The following is a 17,914-nucleotide window of genomic DNA, read 5'->3' as shown; positions in this document are numbered from 1 at the left end:
GAAGCGCGATGAAGCACAAGCAAAGCGGCATGACCTTGACCTCGTTCGTGGTGGTGCTGGCGGTGGTCGGGTTCTTCGCCTACATCGGCATGAAGCTGTTCCCGATGTACATGGAGTACTACGCGGTGCGCTCGGCGATGAAGGGCCTGGCCGCCGAGCCGGGCAGCGCCGACATGGATCCGGCGCAGGCGAAGACGCTGTTGTTCCGCCGCCTGGACATCAACAACTCGGACAACGTGAAGCCGGACGACGTCCAGTTCGACCGCATGGATTCGGGCTGGAAGATGCACGTGGCCTACGAGGTGCGCAAGCCACTGATCGCCAACCTGGACGTGGTCGGCAAGTTCGACATCACCCAGGACCTGACGAAGCGCGGTGGCGAATAAGACCTTCCAGCGCGGCGACCGGATCGGGCACCGCTTCGCCGACCCGCAGCTGCTGGCGCAGGCGCTGACCCATCGCAGCGCCGGCGCGCCGCACAACGAGCGGCTGGAATTCCTCGGCGACAGCATCGTCAACCAGATGATCGCCGAGGCGCTGTACCAGCGCTGGCCCAAGGCCGACGAGGGCGCGCTGACCCGCGCCCGCGCCGAACTAGTGCGCGAGGCCTCGCTGGCCAGCATCGGCCGCCAGCTGGAACTGGGCGAGCGGCTGACCCTGGGGCCGGGCGAGATGAAGTCGGGCGGGCACCGCCGCGACTCGATCCTGGCCGATGCGGTCGAGGCGGTGGTCGCGGCGATCTACCTGGACGCCGGATTCGAGGCCTGCCGTGCGGTGATCCTGCCCTGGTTCGAGACGGCGCTGGCCGCACTGCCGGTCGGTAAGGCCGAGAAGGATGCCAAGACCCGCCTGCAGGAATGGCTGCAGGCGCGGCAACGGACGTTGCCGGCCTACGAGCTGATCAGCGAGACCGGCGACGACCACGCCAAACTATTCCGGGTACGCTGCGTACTCGCCGAGCCCGCCCTCGTCACCGAGGGCGAGGGCACCTCGCGACGGCTGGCCGAACAACAGGCCGCCGCCGCCGCCATCGAGCAACTGGATTCGAGCAAGTGAACGAGCAAGCGACCCCTTACCGCAGCGGCAGCGTGGCCGTGATCGGCCGCCCCAACGTGGGCAAGTCCACCCTGACCAACGCCCTGGTGGGCGCCAAGGTCAGCATCGTCTCCAACCGGCCGCAGACCACCCGGCACCGCCTGCTGGGCATCGCCAGCTTCCCGGAAGGGCAGTTGGTGCTGGTCGATACCCCCGGCCTGCACCGCGAGCAGAAGCGCGCGATGAACCGGGTGATGAACCGCGCCGCGCGCGGCTCGCTGGAAGGCGTGGACGCCGGCCTGCTGGTGATCGAGGCCGGGCGCTGGGACGAGGAGGACACGCTGGCGTTCAACGTGCTCAGCGACGCCGGCGTCCCGGTGGTGCTGGTGGTCAACAAGGTCGACCGGCTCAAGGACAAGACCGCCTTGCTGCCGTTCCTGCAGCAGGTCAGCGACGGCCGCAGCTTCGCCGCGGTGCACCCGATCTCCGCGCTCAAGCGCAAGGGCCTGGAGGCGCTGGTGCGCGACCTGCTGGCGCTGGTGCCGGAAGCGCCGCCGATGTTCGGCGAGGACGAGATCACCGACCGCAGCCAGCGCTTCCTGGCCGGCGAATTGGTGCGCGAGCAGTTGATGCGCCAGCTCGGCGAGGAATTGCCGTACGCGACCACCGTGGAGATCGAGCGCTTCGCCGAGGACGGCGCGCTGCTGCGCATCGGCGCGGTGATCTGGGTCGAGCGCGAGGGCCAGAAGGCGATCGTGATCGGCAAGGGCGGCACCCGGCTCAAGGACATCGGCGCCAAGGCCCGCCAGCAGATGGAGCGCCTGTTCGGCGCCAAGGTGTTCCTGGAGACCTGGGTGCGTGTGCGCGAGGGCTGGTCGGACGACGAGGCGGCGCTGAAGGCCTTCGGCTACGGGGAGTGACGCCCTAACAACAGGGGATGCGAGATGCGATGGGCGAAATCCGGTTTTTGCGGTCTCCCGTCTCGCGCGGTTTTCAGCAGGATGGTGGTGCCGGCGTTGCTGGCGCTGCCGTTCGCGGTCAACGCGCAGACCTTTCCATGCTCGAATGCCGCCGGATCAGGCGAACGGATGGTGGGGATGGCGCCGGGTGGACCCGGTATCGCGCCGACGCCGCTGTGTGTGCGTGATGGTGCCCCCCCGGGTGCGGCGCAGCCGGAATCCGATCCGGCCAGAGGGATGGCCAACGCGGTCATGGCGATGGCGAAAATCCTGGCCGGCGATGCGGCGAAGATGGCCAACGACCCTCTCTATCAGCGCTTGCGCGATGGATACTGGCAGTACTTCGCGCCTGGCGCCGGCGCCAAACCGGGCGACAGCTGTGTGGCTGCTTACGCCAGCTTGCAGGGGCTTGCCACCATCGCCGGTCCGTCGGGCGATTACCGAGGGGCGACGTTGGCCTTCACCGGCGCCGGATTGCCGCACGCCAAGAAGGACGACGTGGTCAAGGTCACGCTGGACGGTGGCGATGGAAATCCGCAGACCGTGCGCGCCTATCGCTATGTCACGCCCGGGACCGGGCTGGTCACGATCGCGTTTGCGGTCCCGACGGCTGATGCCTTGCTCGGCGGGATAGAGGACCAAGCGCATTACCGATTGTCCATCGACAAGAAGCAGGTGTTCGAGATCAAGTGGCACGACGGTCACCAAGCCAGGGATCGCTTGAAGCAATGCATTGCCGCCGCCAGCGCACCCTAGCGGATGTCCATGGTGCGCGCGGCATGGTTGCCGACGCCGGGATGCCGAGAGCACCGCAAGATGGCGTTGGCGATCGCGCGACCGATCGATTGCGGACGTCGTTGCTTGGGCTGAGACCGCGATGGCGGGTGCTGGCCTGAGATGTTCATCGAACACGAACCCGCCTTCGTCCTGCATGCGCGCCCCTGGCGCGAGACCAGCCTGCTGGTGGAAGTCCTGAGCGCGCGCTACGGTCGGCTGGGCGTGTTGGCCCGCGGCGTGCAGGGGCCGAAGAAGCAGCCATTGCGCGCCGCCCTGCAGCCCTTGCAGTCGATCCGCCTCAGCGCGCAGCGGCGCGGCGAATTGGCGCAACTGCGCGCGGCCGAGGCCGTGGACACGGCGCCGCGGCTGAGCGGCGAGGCGATGCTCGCCGGCTTCTACATCAACGAACTGACCCTGCGCCTGGCGCCGCGCGACGATCCCGCGCCGGACCTGTACCTGGCCTACGCGCGGGTGCGCGCGCGGCTCGCCGCCGAGGCGCCGCTGGCCTGGTCGCTGCGCTGCTTCGAACGCGACCTGCTGGAGGCCTTGGGCGTGGGCTTCGACCTGCGCCACGACGGCGACGGCGAACCGATCGACCCGGCGGCGCGCTACGTGCTCGATGCCGAGCACGGGCCGCGCCGCCTGTTGAGCGACCGCGGCCACGACCAGCGCAGCGGCATGGCCACCGGCCGCGCCCTGTTGGCGCTGGCCGACGACACCGAACCGGTCGCCGAGGACCTGCCCAGCCTGCGCCGCGGCATGCGCGTGGTGTTGCTGCATCACCTCGGCGGGCGTGGGCTGAAGTCGTGGGAAATGCTGCAGGATCTGGCCCGCCAGCGCCGCGGCGTGGACGTGCCTGAATCGCTGGACGAGGTGGCTGTAGCCGGGACGCCGGAGACGCCGGCGCCGAAGGCCGATTGAGCCGCGCGGCTGTAGGAGTCGGAAGCCAGTGCGGATGCGCGTGCTGGTGTGCCTAGATGCCTGCAGCCGTGGCGTCAGCCGGCGGGATTCCGCTGAGGTCAGTCAGCTCCACCGATTGCGTGGTAGGTACGTTTGCCGGTTGCGTTCGTCGCGGCTGAAGCCGCTCCTACAGGGGCTGCGGCTGGCGGCCAGATGCATGATGGGATGAAGGCCCGCGGCCCCGGCCTTCAGCGCAGACAGCGCGATGTACCTGACGTCCGTCGCCCGCGGCTGCGTATCGAAGATGCGCGACGACCCGCGACGTCCACACGCAGCCCACAGCGAGCGAGACGCCCGCTCTTACGAATCCCGATTCCCCATTCCCCACTCCCAGCCTCAATGCAACAACGCCGCCACCGCCTCGCTGAACTGGTGACGCGCCTGCGAGGACGCCGGGTCGCCATGCAGCTGGCGCACCGCGCGGGCCAGGCGCGCGGCGCCGACGAAGCCGCAGCTGGCCTGCAGCCGGTGCAGATGGCTGCGCACGGCCTGCTCGTCGCTGGTCTGCAGCGCCGAGGCGACCGCGTCGCGGGTGCCCGGCAGTTCGGCCAGGAACAGCTCGCGCAACGCGATCAGGTGCGAACGCTCGCCGTTGAGCGCGGCCAGCGCCGTGGTCTCGTCCCAGTCCACCGCGACCTCGGCGGCGCCGGGCGCCGCACCGGCGCGACCGCGCGCCAACAGGCGGCGTACCGCCTGCAGCAGGCGGTCGGGCCCGAGCGGTTTCAGCAGCACCTCGGCGAAGCCGGCGCCGAGCAGCTGCGCGCGGACCGCGTCGCTGGCATCGGCGGTATGCGCCAGGGCCAGGGTGCCGGGACGCTGCCGCTGCAGCTGTTGCAGCAGGTCGGCACCGGTGCCGTCGGGCAGGTTGGCGTCGATCAGCCACAGGTCGTGGTGCGGCGTCTGCGCACAGGCCAAGGCCGCGGCGACGCTGTCGGCCAGATCGACCTGCGCGGGCAGGGCCTGCAGCGTGGCCTGGAAGAACGCGCGACTGATCGGGTCGTCCTCGACCAGCAAGAGTCGCGTCACAGGGTCCTGGGTCGATGCCATCCTTATGCCTCCATGCGGCCTGGGCGCATCTTAGCGGCTGCGACGATGCGTCGCACCACTTTGCAACGCTGCGGCGGCCTGCGCAAGCCGTTGCGCAGCACGGGTCGCCGAGGCCGGGGCCCTTCACCCGGGGCGAGGCCGCCGAGGCGCGCGGCCCCCGCGCGCGACACGCTCCCCCCGGACGCGGCGCGGATCCGCACGCATCGGCAGGCCCGGACGCATCTGCGACAATGGCCGCCCTTTTCCGCCCGCAGCCTGCCGCCACGTGGCCCGATCCAGAAACCGCCTAGACCGCACCCCGTTCCAGACCGATATCGCCGACCTCAGCCACGATGGCCGTGGCGTCGCCCGCCGCGAGGGCGAGGGCGGCAAGGTCGCCTTCGTCACCGGCGCGCTGCCGGGCGAGACCGTGCTCGCCGAGCCCACCGCGCGCAATCGCCATTTCGACGAGGCGCGCACCGTGCAGGTGCTGCAGGCCTCGCCGCAGCGGGTGCCGCCGCGTTGCCCGCACTTCGGCGTCTGCGCCGGCTGCGTGCTGCAGCACCTGGCCGAGGACCAGCAGATCGTGGCCAAGCAGCGGGTGCTGACCGAGAACCTGGAGCGGATCGGCCACGTGACCCCGCAGACGGTGCTGCCGGTGCTGGCGGGCGAGCCCTGGGGCTATCGGCGCAAGGGCCGGTTCTCGGTGCGCCGGGTGGAGAAGAAGGACAAGACCCTGGTCGGCTTCCGCGAGCTCGATCCGCGCTTCGTCGCCGACCTGTCGGTGTGCCATACGGTGATCCCGCAGATCGGCTTCAAGGTCGGCGCACTGGCCGAACTGGTCGAGAGTCTGGAGGGCAAGCGCGACATCCCGCAGATCGAGTTCATCGCCGGCGATGCGGCGGTGGCGCTGACCTTCCGCCACATGCAACCGCTCAGCGCGGGCGACCAGGCGGCGCTGATCGCCTTCGCCCAGGAACACGGGTTCGCGATCTTCCTGCAGCCCGGCGGCGTGGACAGCGTGCATCCGCTGTACCCACAGGAGGTGCCGCTGTCGTTCCGGCTGCCGCAGTGGGACGTTGAGCTGGCGTTCCGGCCGCTGGACTTCATCCAGGTCAACGCCGCGCTCAACCAGAAGATGATCGCGCTGGCGCTGGAGCTGCTGGGCGCCGGCCCCGACGACCGCGTGCTCGACCTGTTCTGCGGGCTGGGCAACTTCACCCTGCCGCTGGCGCGCACGGTGCGCGAGGTGGTCGGCGTGGAGGGCGACGCGGGCCTGGTGGCGCGCGCGCGCGCGAACGCGCAGCGCAACGGCCTGGACAATGCCGCGTTCTTCGCCGCCGACCTGACCCAGGACCAGCGCCAGGCGCCGTGGATGCGCCAGGGCTTCGACAAGCTGCTGCTGGATCCGCCGCGTTCCGGCGCGATCGAGGTGCTGCGGCAACTGCCGCTGGAGCGCTTCCAGCGCATCGTCTACGTCAGTTGCCATCCCGGCTCGCTGGCGCGCGACGCCGGCTACCTGGTCAACGAGCAGGGCTTCGCGCTGAAGGCGGCCGGCGCGATGGACATGTTCCCGCATACGGCGCATGTGGAGAGCATCGCGGTGTTCGAGAAGCCGGGAGTGGGGAATCGGGAGTAGGGATTCGTAACAGCGGCAGATGTGCGCTGATTTAAGCTTTTTCTATTCTCCATTCTCCATTCTCCATTCTCCATTCCGACTCCCATGGCCATCGAAATCGAACGCAAATTCCTGGTGACCGGCGACGGTTGGCGCGCTGCCGCGCATGCGGTGACCCCGATGGCGCAGGGTTACATCAACGACCAGGCGGCGCTGGTCAGCGGGGCGCAGAAGGCGTCGGTGCGCGTGCGCATTCAGGGCGAGGAGGCGTTCCTCAACCTCAAGTCGCGCGAGCTCGGGCATACCCGGCAGGAGTTCGAGTATCCGATTCCGCTGGACGATGCGCGCGCGCTACTGGCGTTGTGCGTGGGGGGGCTGATCGACAAGCGCCGGCATCTGGTGCGGCACCAGGGCCATCTGTGGGAAGTGGACGAATTCCTCGGCGACAACGCCGGGCTGGTCGTCGCCGAGATCGAGCTGGACAGCGCCGACGAGGCGTTCGCCACGCCGGACTGGCTGGGCGCCGAAGTCACCGACGACCCGCGTTATTACAATGTGGCGCTGGCCTCGCATCCGTTCTCCAAGTGGCCGGGAATGGGGAATCGGGAGTAGGGAATCGTAAAAGCAGGCCGCGTGCGGCGTTTGGCTTTACGTTTTTGCCAATCCCGAATTCCGAGTCCCGAATCCCTGCTTCGCACGGCAATCGGCTCTATGCTCTTGCCATTCCCCATTCCCCATTCCCCATTCCCCATTCCCAGCCATGCGCATCGATATCTGGTCCGACGTCGTCTGTCCCTGGTGCTGGATCGGCAAGCGCCGGTTGCAGCAAGGCATCGCCGCGCTCGGCGCGCAGGCGCCGGCGCTGGAGATCCACTGGCATCCCTATCTGCTCGATCCCGAGGCCGGCACCGAGCCGGTGCCGCTGCGCGAGGCCTATGCGGCCAAGTTCGGCGGCGCCGCGCGCACCGAACAGATCCTGGCGCAGACCCAGGCCACCGCACGCGCCGAAGGCCTGCCGTTCGATTTCGACCGCGGCCAGGTGCGGGTGACGACGCTGCCGGCGCACCGGCTGCTGTGGCTGGCCGCGCGCGAGGGCGACGTGGATGCGGTGGCCGAGGCGCTGTTCCACGCGCATTTCGCCGAGGGCCGCAACCTGGCCGACACCGCCACGCTGTTGCAGGCCGGCGCCGCCGGCGGGCTGTCCGCGGCGCGCGTGCAGGCGCTGCTGGACGGCGACGAGGGCCTGGCCGAGATCCAGGCGCAGCTGCAGCAGGCGCAGGCGATGGGCATTCGCGCGGTGCCGACCTACGTCATCGACGGGCGCCATGCGATCCAGGGCGCGCAGCCGCCGGAGGCCTTCGCCGCGGCCCTGCGCGGATTGCTGGCACAGGCCCCGGCCACGGACCCGGCCTGCGGCCCCGACGGCTGCGCGGTGTAGCCGCGTCGCGGCGTGCCGCCCCAGCGGCGCAGGGCCGGCACGGCGCCGCGGCAGGGCACGCGGCGTGGCGGCCTGCCGCCGGCGCCGGCATCTGCGACAATGCCCGCCCAGGCGCACCCACCGCGCTGGCAGGAGAATCCCCCGCATGCTCGCGATCGGCGTCGCCGGTACCGAACTCACCGCCCAGGAACGCGACTGGCTGCAGCACGACGCGGTCGCCGGCGTGGTCCTGTTCAAGCGCAATTTCGCCTCGCGCGCGCAACTGCAGGAACTGACCGCGGCGATCCGCGCCGCGGCGCCGCGCCCGCAACTGATCTGCGTGGACCAGGAGGGCGGGCGCGTGCAGCGCTTCCGCGAGGGCTATAGCGCGCTGCCGCCGCTGCACGGCTTCGACGCGCTGTACGCGCGTGATCGCGACGCGGCGCTGGCGTTGGCCGAGCAGCACGCCTGGCTGATGGCCAGCGAGGTGCGCGCCAGCGGCGTGGATCTGAGCTTCGCCCCGGTGGTGGACCTGGCGCGCGGCAACCGCGCGATCGGCGACCGCGCCTTCAGCGACGATCCGCAGGTGGTGGCCGCGTTCACCGCCGCCTACGTGCGCGGCATGCACAGCGTCGGCATGGCCGCCACGCTCAAGCATTTCCCGGGCCACGGCACCGTGCTCGAAGACACCCACGTCGACACCGCGGAGGATCCGCGCGCGCTGGAGACGCTGCGCCAGGAAGACCTGGTCCCGTTCGCCGCGGGCATCGCCGCCGGCGCCGACGCGGTGATGATGGCGCACGTGGTCTACCCGCAGGTGGCGCCGGAGCCGGCCGGGTATTCGCCGCGCTGGATCCAGCAGATCCTGCGCCAGGAGCTGGGCTTCCGCGGCGTGGTGTTCTCCGACGACATCGGCATGGCCGCCTCGTTCGCCGCCGGCGGCGTCGCCGCGCGGGTCGTCGCGCACCTGGACGCCGGCTGCGACGTGGTCCTGGTCTGCCACCCGGAACTGGTCGACGCATCCTTGCAGGCCGTGCGCGACCGCCCGCTCAATACCGCCGCGCTGCTCGGCCTGATCGGGCGCGGCGCGCTCGGCTGGGACGGCCTGCTCGCCGATGCCCGCTACGGCCACACCCAATCCCACTTGCTCGCCACCTTCGGAAGAACCGCCTGATGTCCACTCTCACCATCGCCCAGGCCCTGGCCCAGGCCGACCTGCTGGTCGATCGTCCGCAACTCGATGAGGCCATCGCCCGCATTGCCGACGCCATCGCCACCGATTACCGCGGCGAGATTCCCGTCTACCTGACCATCATGCACGGCGCCTTGCCGTTCGCCGGGCAACTGGCGCTGGAACTGGGCGCGCGCGGCCAGGACCTGCAGCTGGACTACCTGCACGCCACCCGCTACCGCGGCGAGACCGTCGGCGGCGAACTGGTGTGGAAGCACCGCCCGGCCACCGCGCTGTACGGCCGCCGCGTGCTGCTGCTCGACGACATCCTCGACGAAGGCCTGACCCTGAAGGCGGTGCGCGAGTGGTGCCTGGAGCAGGGCGCCACCGACGTGCGCATCGCCGCGCTGACGGTCAAGCGCCACGACCGCTGCCTGGACGACGTGCGCGCCGACTACACGGGCGTGGAGGTCCCGGACCGCTACGTGTTCGGCTTCGGCATGGACGTCAACGAAGCCCTGCGCAACCTGCCGGCGATCTACGCGATGAAGGAGTAGCGCGCGCCGCACGGCGCCGCCATCGTCTCCGCGCGCGGCCGGTCGGCGGCGCGCGTCCGTTTTGATCGAGGATCCGCATGGACAACATCGCACTGGCCGTGATCGGCGGCACCGGCGTCTACACGCTCGCGCAACTGGACGACGTGGAAACCCGCGAGGTCGACACCCGCTACGGCAGCCCGTCCGGCCCGCTGCGCGTCGGCACGCTGCTCGGCCACCGGGTCGCGTTCCTGGCCCGCCACGGCGAGGGCCATTCGCTGCCGCCGCACAAGATCAACTACCGCGCCAATCTCGCTGCGCTGCAGCAGATCGGCGCCACCCGGGTGCTCGCGCTCAATACCGTCGGCGGCATCGGAGAGCGCTTCGGGCCGCGCGTGCTGGCCTGCCCGGACCAGTTGATCGACTACACCTGGGGGCGCATCTCCACCCTGTGCGAGGAGCCGGGCAGCGAGGTGCTGCACGTGGATTTCGGCCATCCCTACACGCCGCTGCTGCGCAGCAAGGTCCTGGCCGCCGCGCGCTTGACCGGCGTGGCGGTGGTCGATGGCGGCTGCTACGGCGCCACCCAGGGACCGCGGTTGGAAACGATTGCGGAAATCGCGCGGCTGCGCCGCGACGGCTGCGACCTGGTCGGCATGACCGGCATGCCGGAGGCCGGGCTGGCGCGCGAACTGGGGCTGGACTACGCCTGCCTGGCGATCGTGGCGAACTGGGCCGCCGGCTGCGGCGACGCCCAGGAGATCACCCTGGCCGAGGTGCTGGCGAACGTGGAGGCAGCCTCGGCGGGGCTGCCGGAGCTGATCGGCGAACTGGCGCGCGGGTGATTGTCTTCGCTGCCCAAGCTTTGCATACTCCGCCGGTGCGGTATGCCGCACAACCACCACCCATCATTGCACAAGGTCTCGCATCACCATGCCGAACGGTACCGTCAAGTGGTTCAACGACGCCAAGGGATTTGGCTTTATTTCGCCGGAAGACGGCAGCGCCGACGTGTTCGCGCACTTCTCGGCGATCAATTCCAAGGGCTTCCGCAGCCTGCAGGAAGGACAGCGTGTCAGCTACGACGTGACCCAGGGTCCGAAGGGCGCGCAGGCCTCCAATATCACGCCTGTCGAGTAAATCGCTTGCTCGGCTGAGCTGTTTTTGAACCCCGCTTCGGCGGGGTTTTTTATGGGAGGCGTCGCCATCGCGGCGCCGCGGGGTAGTGGACGCAATGACGCAACGGATGCAGATCGGCATCGTCGGCTATGGCACGGCGGGCCAGGCCCTGGCGCTGCTGCTGGCGCGCGACGGCCATCGAGTACAGGTGTTCGAACGCGCGCCGCAGCCGGGTCCGGTCGGCGCCGGTTTCCTGCTGCAGCCGACCGGGCTGCAGGTGCTGTGGCGGATCGGCCTGCTCGAGCAGGCGCTGGCGCACGGCGCGCCGGTGCGGCGCCTGTACGGCGAGACGCCGTGCGGCCGCGCGGTGATGGACATGCGCTACCGCGACCTGGACGCGCGCCTGTTCGGGCTGGGCATGCAGCGCGGCGCGCTGTTCTCGCTGCTGGCGCAGGCCTGGGACGGCTACGCCGAGCTGCAGCGCGACACGCGCATCGTCGCCATCGACGACGGCCTGCGCCGGGTGCAGGACCAGCACGGCCGCTGGCACGGCCCGTTCGATCTGGTGATCGCCTGCGACGGCTCGGCCTCGGCGCTGCGCGCGCAGGTGCAGGGCACGCGGCTGGACCGGGTCTATCCGTGGGGCGCGCTGTGGTGCCTACTGCCGCGCGGCGGCTGGGCCTTCGCCGACGAGTTGCGGCAGCGCTACGTGGCCGCGCGCAAGATGATCGGGCTGTTGCCGGTCGGCACCCGGCCCGGCGATCCCGAGCCGCGCATGAGTTTCTTCTGGAGCCTGCCCACCGCCGAGTTCGAGGCCTGGCAGGCGCGCGGCATGGAGGCGTGGCTGGACGAGGTCGCGCAGTTGTGGCCGCAGGCGCGCGAGCGCCTGGCGCAGGTGTGCGCGCCGGCGCAGTTGGCGCGCGCCAGCTACCGCGACGCGGTGCAGCGGCGCTGGTACCGCGGCCGCCTGGTGCTGGCCGGCGACGCGGCGCATTCGATGAGTCCGCAGTTGGGGCAGGGCGTCAACATGGCGCTGATGGATGCCTGGGCGCTGAGCGAGGCCTTGCGCGAGACGCCGGACCTGGACGCGGCCTTGGCGCGCTACCAGGCGCGGCGGCAGGCGCACGTGGCGGTGTACCAGTTCTGGAGCCGCTGGCTGACGCCGCTGTTCCAGTCCGAGCGCGACCTGGTGGCGCGGGTGCGCGACCTCGGCATGCTGCCGGCCGGGCGCATGCCCGGCGGCCGCGGCCACATGCTGCGCGTGCTCAGCGGCACGCAGCATGGCTGGTTCGGCAAGCTGCCGCTGGCGCCTGGATTTTTGCAGGCGCTGGCGGAGGCGACGGCGGCGCCGTTGGTGGAACAGCCGCGCTGAACACGATGCCGACGAAGCGCCCTGGCTTTTCTGTAGGAGCGGCTTCAGCCGCGACGCTTTACCGGTAAGGCGTCGCGGCTGAAGCCGCTCCTACAAAGGGTGCGATGCCACAGGGCGCGCGATGCCCGCTGGGTAGCGCGTTTCCCCGTCGCTACGGCAACGCCAGCGCCTCGCCCTCGACACAGGCGACCAGGCGTTCGCCTGCCTCCAGGATCGGGACCACACCGGCGGTGAACTGCGAGAACGCGGGCAGCACCGTCATCCGTTCGCGCAGCCAGAACGCGGGCCAGCGCTGGCGCATGCCGGGCAGTTTCGCCAGCGGATGCAGGTGCCCGCACAGCACGTGCAGATGCGCGTGCGGCGCCGGGTCGTGGCGCAGCGCGAACGGACCGTCCTCGACCTGTTCGCCGAGCAGCGCGATGTCCAATCCGGCGCCGGCCAGCGCGCGGTCGTGGTTGCCGGCGATCGCGGCCACGCGCAACTGCGGATGCGCCGCGCGCCAGGCATGCCAGTCGCGTTGCCAAGCGGCGGCGGGCGCAGCGCCGTGCAGCACGTCGCCGAGGATCCACAGTTCCTGCGCCGCCTGCGCCTGCATCAACGCAGCGAGGCGCTGCAGGTCGAGTGCGGTGCCGCCGCTGGGCAGGCCGATGCCGGCGCGGCGGAACACGTCGGCCTTGCCCAGATGCAGGTCGGCGATCAGCAGCCGCCGCCGCGCGGGCCAGTACAGCGCGCGTTCGCCGAGCAGCAGCATCGGCTCGCCGGCCAGGCACCAGTCCAGTTCAGCGCGCATGGCGTTGTTCCAGCTGCGCGGCCGCGCGCATCACCCGCGCCTTCCAGTCCTCGGTGCTGAGCTGGCCGCGGATGCTCTCGGCCCACAGCGGGAACGACAGCGGGGTCAGGCTGCGCGGCGTGTACACGGCCAGTTCGCGCGCGGCGCAGTCGTGCAGAGTGGCGGCGAGCCGGGTCAGTTCCATTTCGCCCTGCAGCACTTCGCGCTCGGCCTGCGCCAGCAGCAGGTGGCCGGGGTCGAAGCGGCTCAGCACGTCGTACAGCAGGCCGCTGGAGGCCTGCAACTGGCGCAGGCTGCGCGGCGTGCCGCCGGGCAGGCTCGGCGGCAGCAGGCCGGACACGCGCGCGATCTCGCGGAACTGGCGGCGCGCCAGTTCGCCCAGGTTGAGACTTTCGCGCAGATCCTCGAACAGATGCTCGGGGCTGAGCAGTTCGCGCAGCAACGCGTCCTCGACCACCACGTCCTGTGCCGGCGACAGCACCAACCCGTAGTCGTTGGCGGCGAAGCTGAAAGTGTTGCGCTGCCGCCGGCCCCAGCGCAGCGCCAGCAGCGCGGCCAGGCCCTCGTGCACCTGGCGCCCGGCGAACGGGTAGACGAACACGTGGCGGCCGCCGCGGGCGCGCACGCTTTCCACCAGCAGCCGCCCCGGCGCCGGCAGCGCCGACAGTGCGCGCTGCAGGCCGAGCAGCGGCGCCAGCGCGCGCAGTTCCTCCTCGCCGCGCGGCTCGGCGAACACCGCTTCCACTTCGTGCGCCAGCGCCGAGGACAAGGGCATGCGCCCGCCCATCCATTTCGGCACGCTGCCGTCGCCGCCCTTGGCCAGGCGCACGTAGGCGGTCATGTCCTCCAGCCGCACCAGCTCCAGCAGGCGCCCGGCGAACTGGAAACGGTCGCCGCGGCGCAGGCGGCCGACGAACTGCTCCTCCACCGCGCCGAGCCGGCCGCCGCGCAGGAAGCGCACCGCGACGCTGCCGTCGCTGGTGATGGTGCCGATCGACAGTCGGTGGCGCAGCGCGATGCGGCGGTCGTGCACGCGGTACACGCCGTCCTCGTCGCGCACCACCTTGCGGTAGTCCGGGTACTGCGCCAGCGCGCGCCCGCCCTGCACCACGAACTCCAGCACCGCGGCCCAGGTGGCGGCGTCGAGCGCGGCGAACGCGGCGCTGCCGCGCACCTCGGCGAACAGCGCGTCGGCGCGGAAGCCGCCGCCCAGCGCGCAGGTCACGCAATGCTGCGCCAACACGTCCAGCGACAGCCGCGGCGCCGGGCGCGATTCGACGCGGCCATGAGCGATGGCGCGGCGCGCGGCGGCGTATTCGACCAATTCCAGCGCGTGGGTGGGCACGCACAGCACGTGGCCGGCTTCGCCGGGACGATGCCGGGCGCGGCCGGCGCGTTGCAGCAGCCGCGCCACGCCCTTGGGACTGCCGATCTGCAGCACCTGGTCGACCGCGGGGAAATCCACGCCCAGGTCCAGGCTGGAGGTGGCGACGACGCAGCGCAGGCTGCCGTCGCGCAGGCCTTGCTCGGCGGCGCGGCGCAGCGCCGGATCCAGCGAGCCGTGATGCAGGGCCAGGCTCTGCGTGTCCTCGGGCCATACCGATTCCAGTGCCTGGTGCCACAGTTCGGCCTGCGCGCGGGTGTTGGTGAACAGCAGGCTGGTGCGCACCGCGAACAGGTTTTCCAGCACCCGCGGTAATTGCGACAGGCCCAGGTGCCCGGCCCAGGGGAAGCGCTCGCCGCTGGCCGGCGCCAGCGTTTCCAGGGTCAATGTGCGCGGCTTGACCCCGGCCACGATCGGCGCGTCGGCGAGATGCGGCAGCAACACGTCACGTGCCTCGTCGAGGTTGCCGAGCGTGGCCGACAGGCCCCAGGTGCGCAGCGCCGGCGCCCACGCGCGCAGCCGCGCCAGGCACAGTTGCAGCAGCACGCCGCGCTTGTTGCCGAGCAGTTCGTGCCACTCGTCGACGATCACGCAGCGCAGCGTCGCCAACTGCGGTGCGGTGTCGGGATAGGACAGCAGCAGCGCCAGCGACTCGGGCGTGGTCACCAGGACGTCGAGCTTGCCGCTGCGCGCCAGGCGCTTGTCGCGCGCGCTGGCATCGCCGGTGCGCAGGCCGACCTGCCAGTCCAGGCCCAGCGCCGCCACCGGTTCGCGCAGCGCGCGCAAGGTGTCGGCGGCGAGCGCGCGCAGCGGGGTGATCCACAGCACTTTCAGCGCGCGCTGCGGCTGCCGGCGCGCCCGCTGCGCCGCTGCGGTCCGGTCGGTAGCGGCCGCCTTGGCGCGGCGCGGCCGCTTGGCTGTCGCGGCCTGCAGCGCGGCCTGTTCGCGCAGGCCTTCCAGCAGCGGGCCGCCGAACGCGGCCAGGGTCTTGCCGCTGCCGGTGGGCGTATGCAGCAGGCCCGAGACGCCGCCCAGATAGTGCGTCCACAGCGCACGCTGGAACGGCAGCGGTTGCCAGCCTTGCGCGGCGAACCACGCGTACAACGGTGCATCGGCTGGGCGCTTGCGCGCCTGCGGCGAGGTCATCGCGCCAGCGCCTGCAGCGTGGCTAGCCGGTCGGCCTCGGCGTAGGGCTTGTCGTGGCGCCAGCGCAGGATGCGTGGGAAACGCACCGCGATGCCGGACTTGTGCCGGCTGCTCTTGTTCACCGCCTCGAAGCCGAGTTCGAACACGTGGTACGGGGTCACCGCGCGCACCGGGCCGAAACGCTCGGTGGTGTGCGCGCGGATCCAGCGGTCCAAGGCCAGGATCTCGCTGTCGTCCAGGCCCGAATACGCCTTGGCCACCGGCACCAGGTGGTCGCCGTCCCACAGCCCGAAGGTGTAGTCGGTGTACAGCGTGCTGCGGCGGCCATGGCCGGCCTGCGCGTACAGCAGCACCGCGTCGATGGTCAGCGGCTCGATCTTCCACTTCCACCAGTCGCCGCGGCGGCGCCCGGATTGATACGGCGACGTGGCGCGCTTGAGCATCAGCCCTTCCACGCCGCGTTCGCGCGCCTTCGCGCGCAGTGCTGCGGCCTCGTCCCACGCCGCGGCCCGCACCTGCGGCGACAGCACGATGCGCGGATCCGCATGCGTATCGAGCAAGGCCTGCAACTGCGCGCGGCGCTGCGCCAGCGGTTGCTCGCGCAGGTCGACGCCGTCCAATTCCAGCAGGTCGTAGGCCAGCACCCGCGCCGGGGTGTCGGCCAGGGTCTTGGCGCCGGGCTTGCGGCGCTGGATGCGGGTCTGCAGGGCGGTGAACGGCAACGGCGCGTCCTCGCCCGCGCGCCAGCCGAGCAGTTCGCCGTCGATCACCGCATCGCGCGGCAGCGTCGCCGCGGCGGCCTCGATTTCCGGGAAGCGTCCATCCAGGCGTTCCTCGCCGCGCGACCACAGCGCCACCTCGCCGTCGCGGCGGATCAGCTGCAGGCGGATGCCGTCCCATTTCCATTCCAGTTGCCACTCATCGATCGCGCCCAGCGTGGCAGCGTCGTGTTCCAGCGGCGAGGCAAGGAAGAACGGGTAGGGCTGCTGGCGATCGCTGGGCAACACGTCATGCGAGAGCAGATCCTCCAGCGCGGCCGGCGTCGGCGACCACGCGCCGAGCATGCGCTGGGCGATGCGCGCGATGTCGATCCCGGACATCGCCGCCAGCGCCTGCTGTACCAACCGCTGCGACACGCCCACGCGCAGCGCGCCGGTCAGCAGCTTGTTGAACAGCAGGCGCTCGTCGAAGGCCAGGCTGCGCCAGCCGGCGACCACGGCGGCGCGACGCGCGGCGTCGTCCTGCGCGGCCACCGGCAGCAGGCGTTCCTCGATCCAGTCGCGCAGCGGCGCCGGATCCGACGTCTCCGCCGGGTCGTCGAGCAGCAGGGTGAGGGTTTCGGCCAGGTCGCCGACATGGTCGTAGCTGTCGTCCACCAGCCAGCCGGGCAGGCCGCTTTCCTGCGCGATCCACTCGCGCAATTCGCGGGTGTTGGCGATGCGCCGCAGCTTGCCGCCGCTGAGCAGCCAGATCGCCCAGGCCGCGTCGGCCGGCGGCGCCTGCTCGAAGTAGGCGACCAGCGCGGCGCGCTTGTCCAGCGTCGCGGTGCTCTGGTCCAGTTGCCGGTACAACGCTGCGAAGCGCTTCATTCCTCGGCACCGTAGTCGGTGCGGAACGCCTCGGCGGCGACGCCGCGTTCGTTGAGCGCGCGGATGATCGCGTCGGTGTTGCCGTGGGTGGCGATGACGCGCCGCGCGCCGGTCTCGGCGATGGTGCGCAGCAGGTCGGGCCAGTCGGCGTGGTCGGACACCACGAAGCCGCGGTCGTAGTTGCGCCGGCGGCGGTTGCCGCGCAGCCGCATCCAGCCTGAGGCGAAGCCGAGCTGGGCATGGCGGAAGCGCCGCAGCCAGGGACTGCCCGCGGCCGACGGCGGCGCCAGCACCAGTTGCCCGGCGTAGTCGGCGCGCTTGTCCAGGTCGGCCACCGGCTGCGTGTCCAGCATCGCGATCCCGGCCTGCCGGTACACCGCCACGCCGGCGGCGATCGCGCCGTGCAGCAGTGCCGGCTGGTCGTCCCACGGTTGCAGCTCGGCCAGCACCCGTTGCGCCTTGCCCAGCGCGTAGCAGAACAGCACCGCCGCCTCGCCGCGCGCGGCGCATTCGTGGCGCCAGGCGACGATCTCGCGCGCCACCGTGCTGGTGTCCGGCCAGCGGTACACCGGCAGGGCGAAGGTGGCCTCGGTGATGAAGGTGTCGCAGCGCACCACCTCGAACGGCGCGCAGGTCGGGTCGGGCTGGCGCTTGTAGTCGCCGGAAGCCACCCACACGTCGCCGTCCACCTCCACACGCACCTGCGCCGAGCCGAGCACGTGCCCGGCCGGGTGCAGCGAGACGGTCGCCGCGCCCAGCGCGAAGCGTTCGCCGTACGCGTAGGCGTGGTACGCCTGCTCCCCGAGCCGCCAGCGCAGGATCGGCAAGCTGGCGGCGGTGCAGTGGTACTCGCCCATGCCGGCGCGCGCGTGATCGCCGTGGCCGTGGGTGATGACCGCGCGCGGTACCGGCCGCCAGGGATCGATGTGGAAGTCGCCGGCGGGGCAATACAGCCCTTCCGGGCGCAGCACGATCAGGTCCTTGGTGGCGGCGGTGGGCATGCCCGCCACTGTGT

Annotated in this window: 18 protein-coding genes; 13 read left to right on the top strand and 5 right to left on the bottom strand. The window is 71.2% G+C overall.

What is annotated here, in order from left to right:
* Positions 1-8 precede the first annotated feature (8 nt).
* The 5 genes from AB3X07_RS15870 to recO all read left to right on the top strand — a co-directional run bounded on the left by AB3X07_RS15870 (position 9) and on the right by recO (position 3,692).
* Complete coding sequence (locus tag AB3X07_RS15870) at positions 9-386, top strand: DUF4845 domain-containing protein (protein WP_369939571.1); 378 nt, start codon at positions 9-11, stop codon at positions 384-386.
* Positions 376-1,056: a ribonuclease III gene (gene rnc, locus AB3X07_RS15865; RefSeq protein WP_369939569.1), complete on the top strand. Its 681-nt coding sequence runs from the start codon at positions 376-378 to the stop codon at positions 1,054-1,056. The genes AB3X07_RS15870 and rnc overlap by 11 nt, the downstream gene beginning before the upstream one ends.
* Positions 1,053-1,955, top strand: a complete 903-nt coding sequence (era, locus tag AB3X07_RS15860; protein WP_369939568.1) for a GTPase Era — start codon at positions 1,053-1,055, stop codon at positions 1,953-1,955. The genes rnc and era overlap by 4 nt, the downstream gene beginning before the upstream one ends.
* An 81-nt stretch (positions 1,956-2,036) precedes the next feature.
* Positions 2,037-2,750 carry a hypothetical protein gene (locus AB3X07_RS15855; protein ID WP_369939567.1) on the top strand — a complete coding sequence of 238 codons (714 nt, stop codon included), beginning with the start codon at positions 2,037-2,039 and terminating at the stop codon, positions 2,748-2,750.
* A 141-nt stretch (positions 2,751-2,891) separates the two neighbouring features.
* Positions 2,892-3,692, top strand: coding sequence for a DNA repair protein RecO (gene recO / locus AB3X07_RS15850; protein WP_369939566.1), 801 nt, complete (start codon positions 2,892-2,894; stop codon positions 3,690-3,692).
* A gap of 375 nt (positions 3,693-4,067) precedes the next feature.
* Here the strand turns inward: recO and AB3X07_RS15845 are convergent, their stop codons facing one another.
* Positions 4,068-4,778, bottom strand: a complete 711-nt coding sequence (locus tag AB3X07_RS15845) for a response regulator (protein ID WP_369939565.1) — start codon at positions 4,776-4,778, stop codon at positions 4,068-4,070.
* A gap of 265 nt (positions 4,779-5,043) precedes the next feature.
* On the opposite strand from AB3X07_RS15845, the gene rlmD reads away from it, so the two are divergent.
* The 8 genes from rlmD (at position 5,044) to AB3X07_RS15805 (ending at position 11,990) form a co-directional block, all read left to right on the top strand.
* Complete coding sequence (gene rlmD, locus AB3X07_RS15840; protein WP_369939564.1) at positions 5,044-6,396, top strand: 23S rRNA (uracil(1939)-C(5))-methyltransferase RlmD; 1,353 nt, start codon at positions 5,044-5,046, stop codon at positions 6,394-6,396.
* Positions 6,397-6,480: 84 nt separating this feature from the next.
* The gene (locus AB3X07_RS15835; RefSeq protein WP_369939561.1) at positions 6,481-6,987 is read left to right on the top strand and encodes a CYTH domain-containing protein; all 507 of its coding nucleotides are present in this window, start codon (positions 6,481-6,483) and stop codon (positions 6,985-6,987) included.
* Positions 6,988-7,135: 148 nt separating this feature from the next.
* Positions 7,136-7,813 (top strand): DsbA family oxidoreductase, encoded by a 678-nt coding sequence (locus AB3X07_RS15830; RefSeq protein WP_369939560.1) that lies wholly within the window; start codon positions 7,136-7,138, stop codon positions 7,811-7,813.
* Positions 7,814-7,958: 145 nt separating this feature from the next.
* The gene (gene nagZ / locus AB3X07_RS15825) at positions 7,959-8,966 is read left to right on the top strand and encodes a beta-N-acetylhexosaminidase (RefSeq protein ID WP_369939559.1); all 1,008 of its coding nucleotides are present in this window, start codon (positions 7,959-7,961) and stop codon (positions 8,964-8,966) included.
* Positions 8,966-9,520, top strand: a complete 555-nt coding sequence (locus AB3X07_RS15820) for a hypoxanthine-guanine phosphoribosyltransferase (protein ID WP_369939557.1) — start codon at positions 8,966-8,968, stop codon at positions 9,518-9,520. The genes nagZ and AB3X07_RS15820 overlap by 1 nt, the downstream gene beginning before the upstream one ends.
* A 77-nt stretch (positions 9,521-9,597) precedes the next feature.
* Positions 9,598-10,344, top strand: coding sequence for an S-methyl-5'-thioinosine phosphorylase (locus AB3X07_RS15815; protein WP_369939555.1), 747 nt, complete (start codon positions 9,598-9,600; stop codon positions 10,342-10,344).
* Positions 10,345-10,432: 88 nt separating this feature from the next.
* Positions 10,433-10,639 carry a cold-shock protein gene (locus tag AB3X07_RS15810; RefSeq protein ID WP_003488188.1) on the top strand — a complete coding sequence of 69 codons (207 nt, stop codon included), beginning with the start codon at positions 10,433-10,435 and terminating at the stop codon, positions 10,637-10,639.
* 94 nt (positions 10,640-10,733) lie between these two features.
* Complete coding sequence (locus AB3X07_RS15805; RefSeq protein ID WP_369939554.1) at positions 10,734-11,990, top strand: FAD-dependent oxidoreductase; 1,257 nt, start codon at positions 10,734-10,736, stop codon at positions 11,988-11,990.
* Positions 11,991-12,141: 151 nt separating this feature from the next.
* On the opposite strand, the gene pdeM is transcribed toward AB3X07_RS15805, so the two are convergent.
* Genes pdeM through AB3X07_RS15785 form a run of 4 tightly spaced genes read right to left on the bottom strand, consistent with a single transcriptional unit; the run spans position 12,142 to position 17,900 of the window.
* A complete protein-coding gene (gene pdeM, locus AB3X07_RS15800) occupies positions 12,142-12,780 on the bottom strand; it encodes a ligase-associated DNA damage response endonuclease PdeM (protein WP_369939552.1) in 639 nt (212 codons plus the stop codon).
* Positions 12,770-15,310: a ligase-associated DNA damage response DEXH box helicase gene (locus tag AB3X07_RS15795; RefSeq protein ID WP_369939549.1), complete on the bottom strand. Its 2,541-nt coding sequence runs from the start codon at positions 15,308-15,310 to the stop codon at positions 12,770-12,772. The genes pdeM and AB3X07_RS15795 overlap by 11 nt, the downstream gene beginning before the upstream one ends.
* The gene (locus AB3X07_RS15790; protein WP_369939547.1) at positions 15,307-16,899 is read right to left on the bottom strand and encodes an ATP-dependent DNA ligase; all 1,593 of its coding nucleotides are present in this window, start codon (positions 16,897-16,899) and stop codon (positions 15,307-15,309) included. The genes AB3X07_RS15795 and AB3X07_RS15790 overlap by 4 nt, the downstream gene beginning before the upstream one ends.
* Positions 16,896-17,900 (bottom strand): ligase-associated DNA damage response exonuclease, encoded by a 1,005-nt coding sequence (locus AB3X07_RS15785; protein WP_369939545.1) that lies wholly within the window; start codon positions 17,898-17,900, stop codon positions 16,896-16,898. Before AB3X07_RS15785 ends, AB3X07_RS15790 begins: the two co-directional genes overlap by 4 nt.
* Between the last annotated feature and the right edge of the window lie 14 nt (positions 17,901-17,914).

The organism is Xanthomonas sp. DAR 35659, assembly GCF_041242975.1.
In the GTDB taxonomy this organism is placed as follows: Bacteria; Pseudomonadota; Gammaproteobacteria; order Xanthomonadales; family Xanthomonadaceae; genus Xanthomonas_A; species Xanthomonas_A medicagonis.
Note: the sequence above shows the minus strand (reverse complement) of the source record. Positions and strands in the feature narration are given on the sequence as shown.

Coding starts and splice junctions, on each gene's coding strand:
- AB3X07_RS15870 (WP_369939571.1), top strand. CDS start 9: ATGAAGCACAAGCAAAGCGGCATGACCTTGACCTCGTTCGTGGTGGTG.
- AB3X07_RS15855 (WP_369939567.1), top strand. CDS start 2,037: ATGGTGGTGCCGGCGTTGCTGGCGCTGCCGTTCGCGGTCAACGCGCAG.
- recO (WP_369939566.1), top strand. CDS start 2,892: ATGTTCATCGAACACGAACCCGCCTTCGTCCTGCATGCGCGCCCCTGG.
- AB3X07_RS15845 (WP_369939565.1), bottom strand. CDS start 4,778: ATGGCATCGACCCAGGACCCTGTGACGCGACTCTTGCTGGTCGAGGAC.
- AB3X07_RS15835 (WP_369939561.1), top strand. CDS start 6,481: ATGGCCATCGAAATCGAACGCAAATTCCTGGTGACCGGCGACGGTTGG.
- AB3X07_RS15830 (WP_369939560.1), top strand. CDS start 7,136: ATGCGCATCGATATCTGGTCCGACGTCGTCTGTCCCTGGTGCTGGATC.
- nagZ (WP_369939559.1), top strand. CDS start 7,959: ATGCTCGCGATCGGCGTCGCCGGTACCGAACTCACCGCCCAGGAACGC.
- AB3X07_RS15820 (WP_369939557.1), top strand. CDS start 8,966: ATGTCCACTCTCACCATCGCCCAGGCCCTGGCCCAGGCCGACCTGCTG.
- AB3X07_RS15815 (WP_369939555.1), top strand. CDS start 9,598: ATGGACAACATCGCACTGGCCGTGATCGGCGGCACCGGCGTCTACACG.
- AB3X07_RS15810 (WP_003488188.1), top strand. CDS start 10,433: ATGCCGAACGGTACCGTCAAGTGGTTCAACGACGCCAAGGGATTTGGC.
- AB3X07_RS15805 (WP_369939554.1), top strand. CDS start 10,734: ATGACGCAACGGATGCAGATCGGCATCGTCGGCTATGGCACGGCGGGC.
- pdeM (WP_369939552.1), bottom strand. CDS start 12,780: ATGCGCGCTGAACTGGACTGGTGCCTGGCCGGCGAGCCGATGCTGCTG.
- AB3X07_RS15795 (WP_369939549.1), bottom strand. CDS start 15,310: ATGACCTCGCCGCAGGCGCGCAAGCGCCCAGCCGATGCACCGTTGTAC.
- AB3X07_RS15790 (WP_369939547.1), bottom strand. CDS start 16,899: ATGAAGCGCTTCGCAGCGTTGTACCGGCAACTGGACCAGAGCACCGCG.
- AB3X07_RS15785 (WP_369939545.1), bottom strand. CDS start 17,900: ATGCCCACCGCCGCCACCAAGGACCTGATCGTGCTGCGCCCGGAAGGG.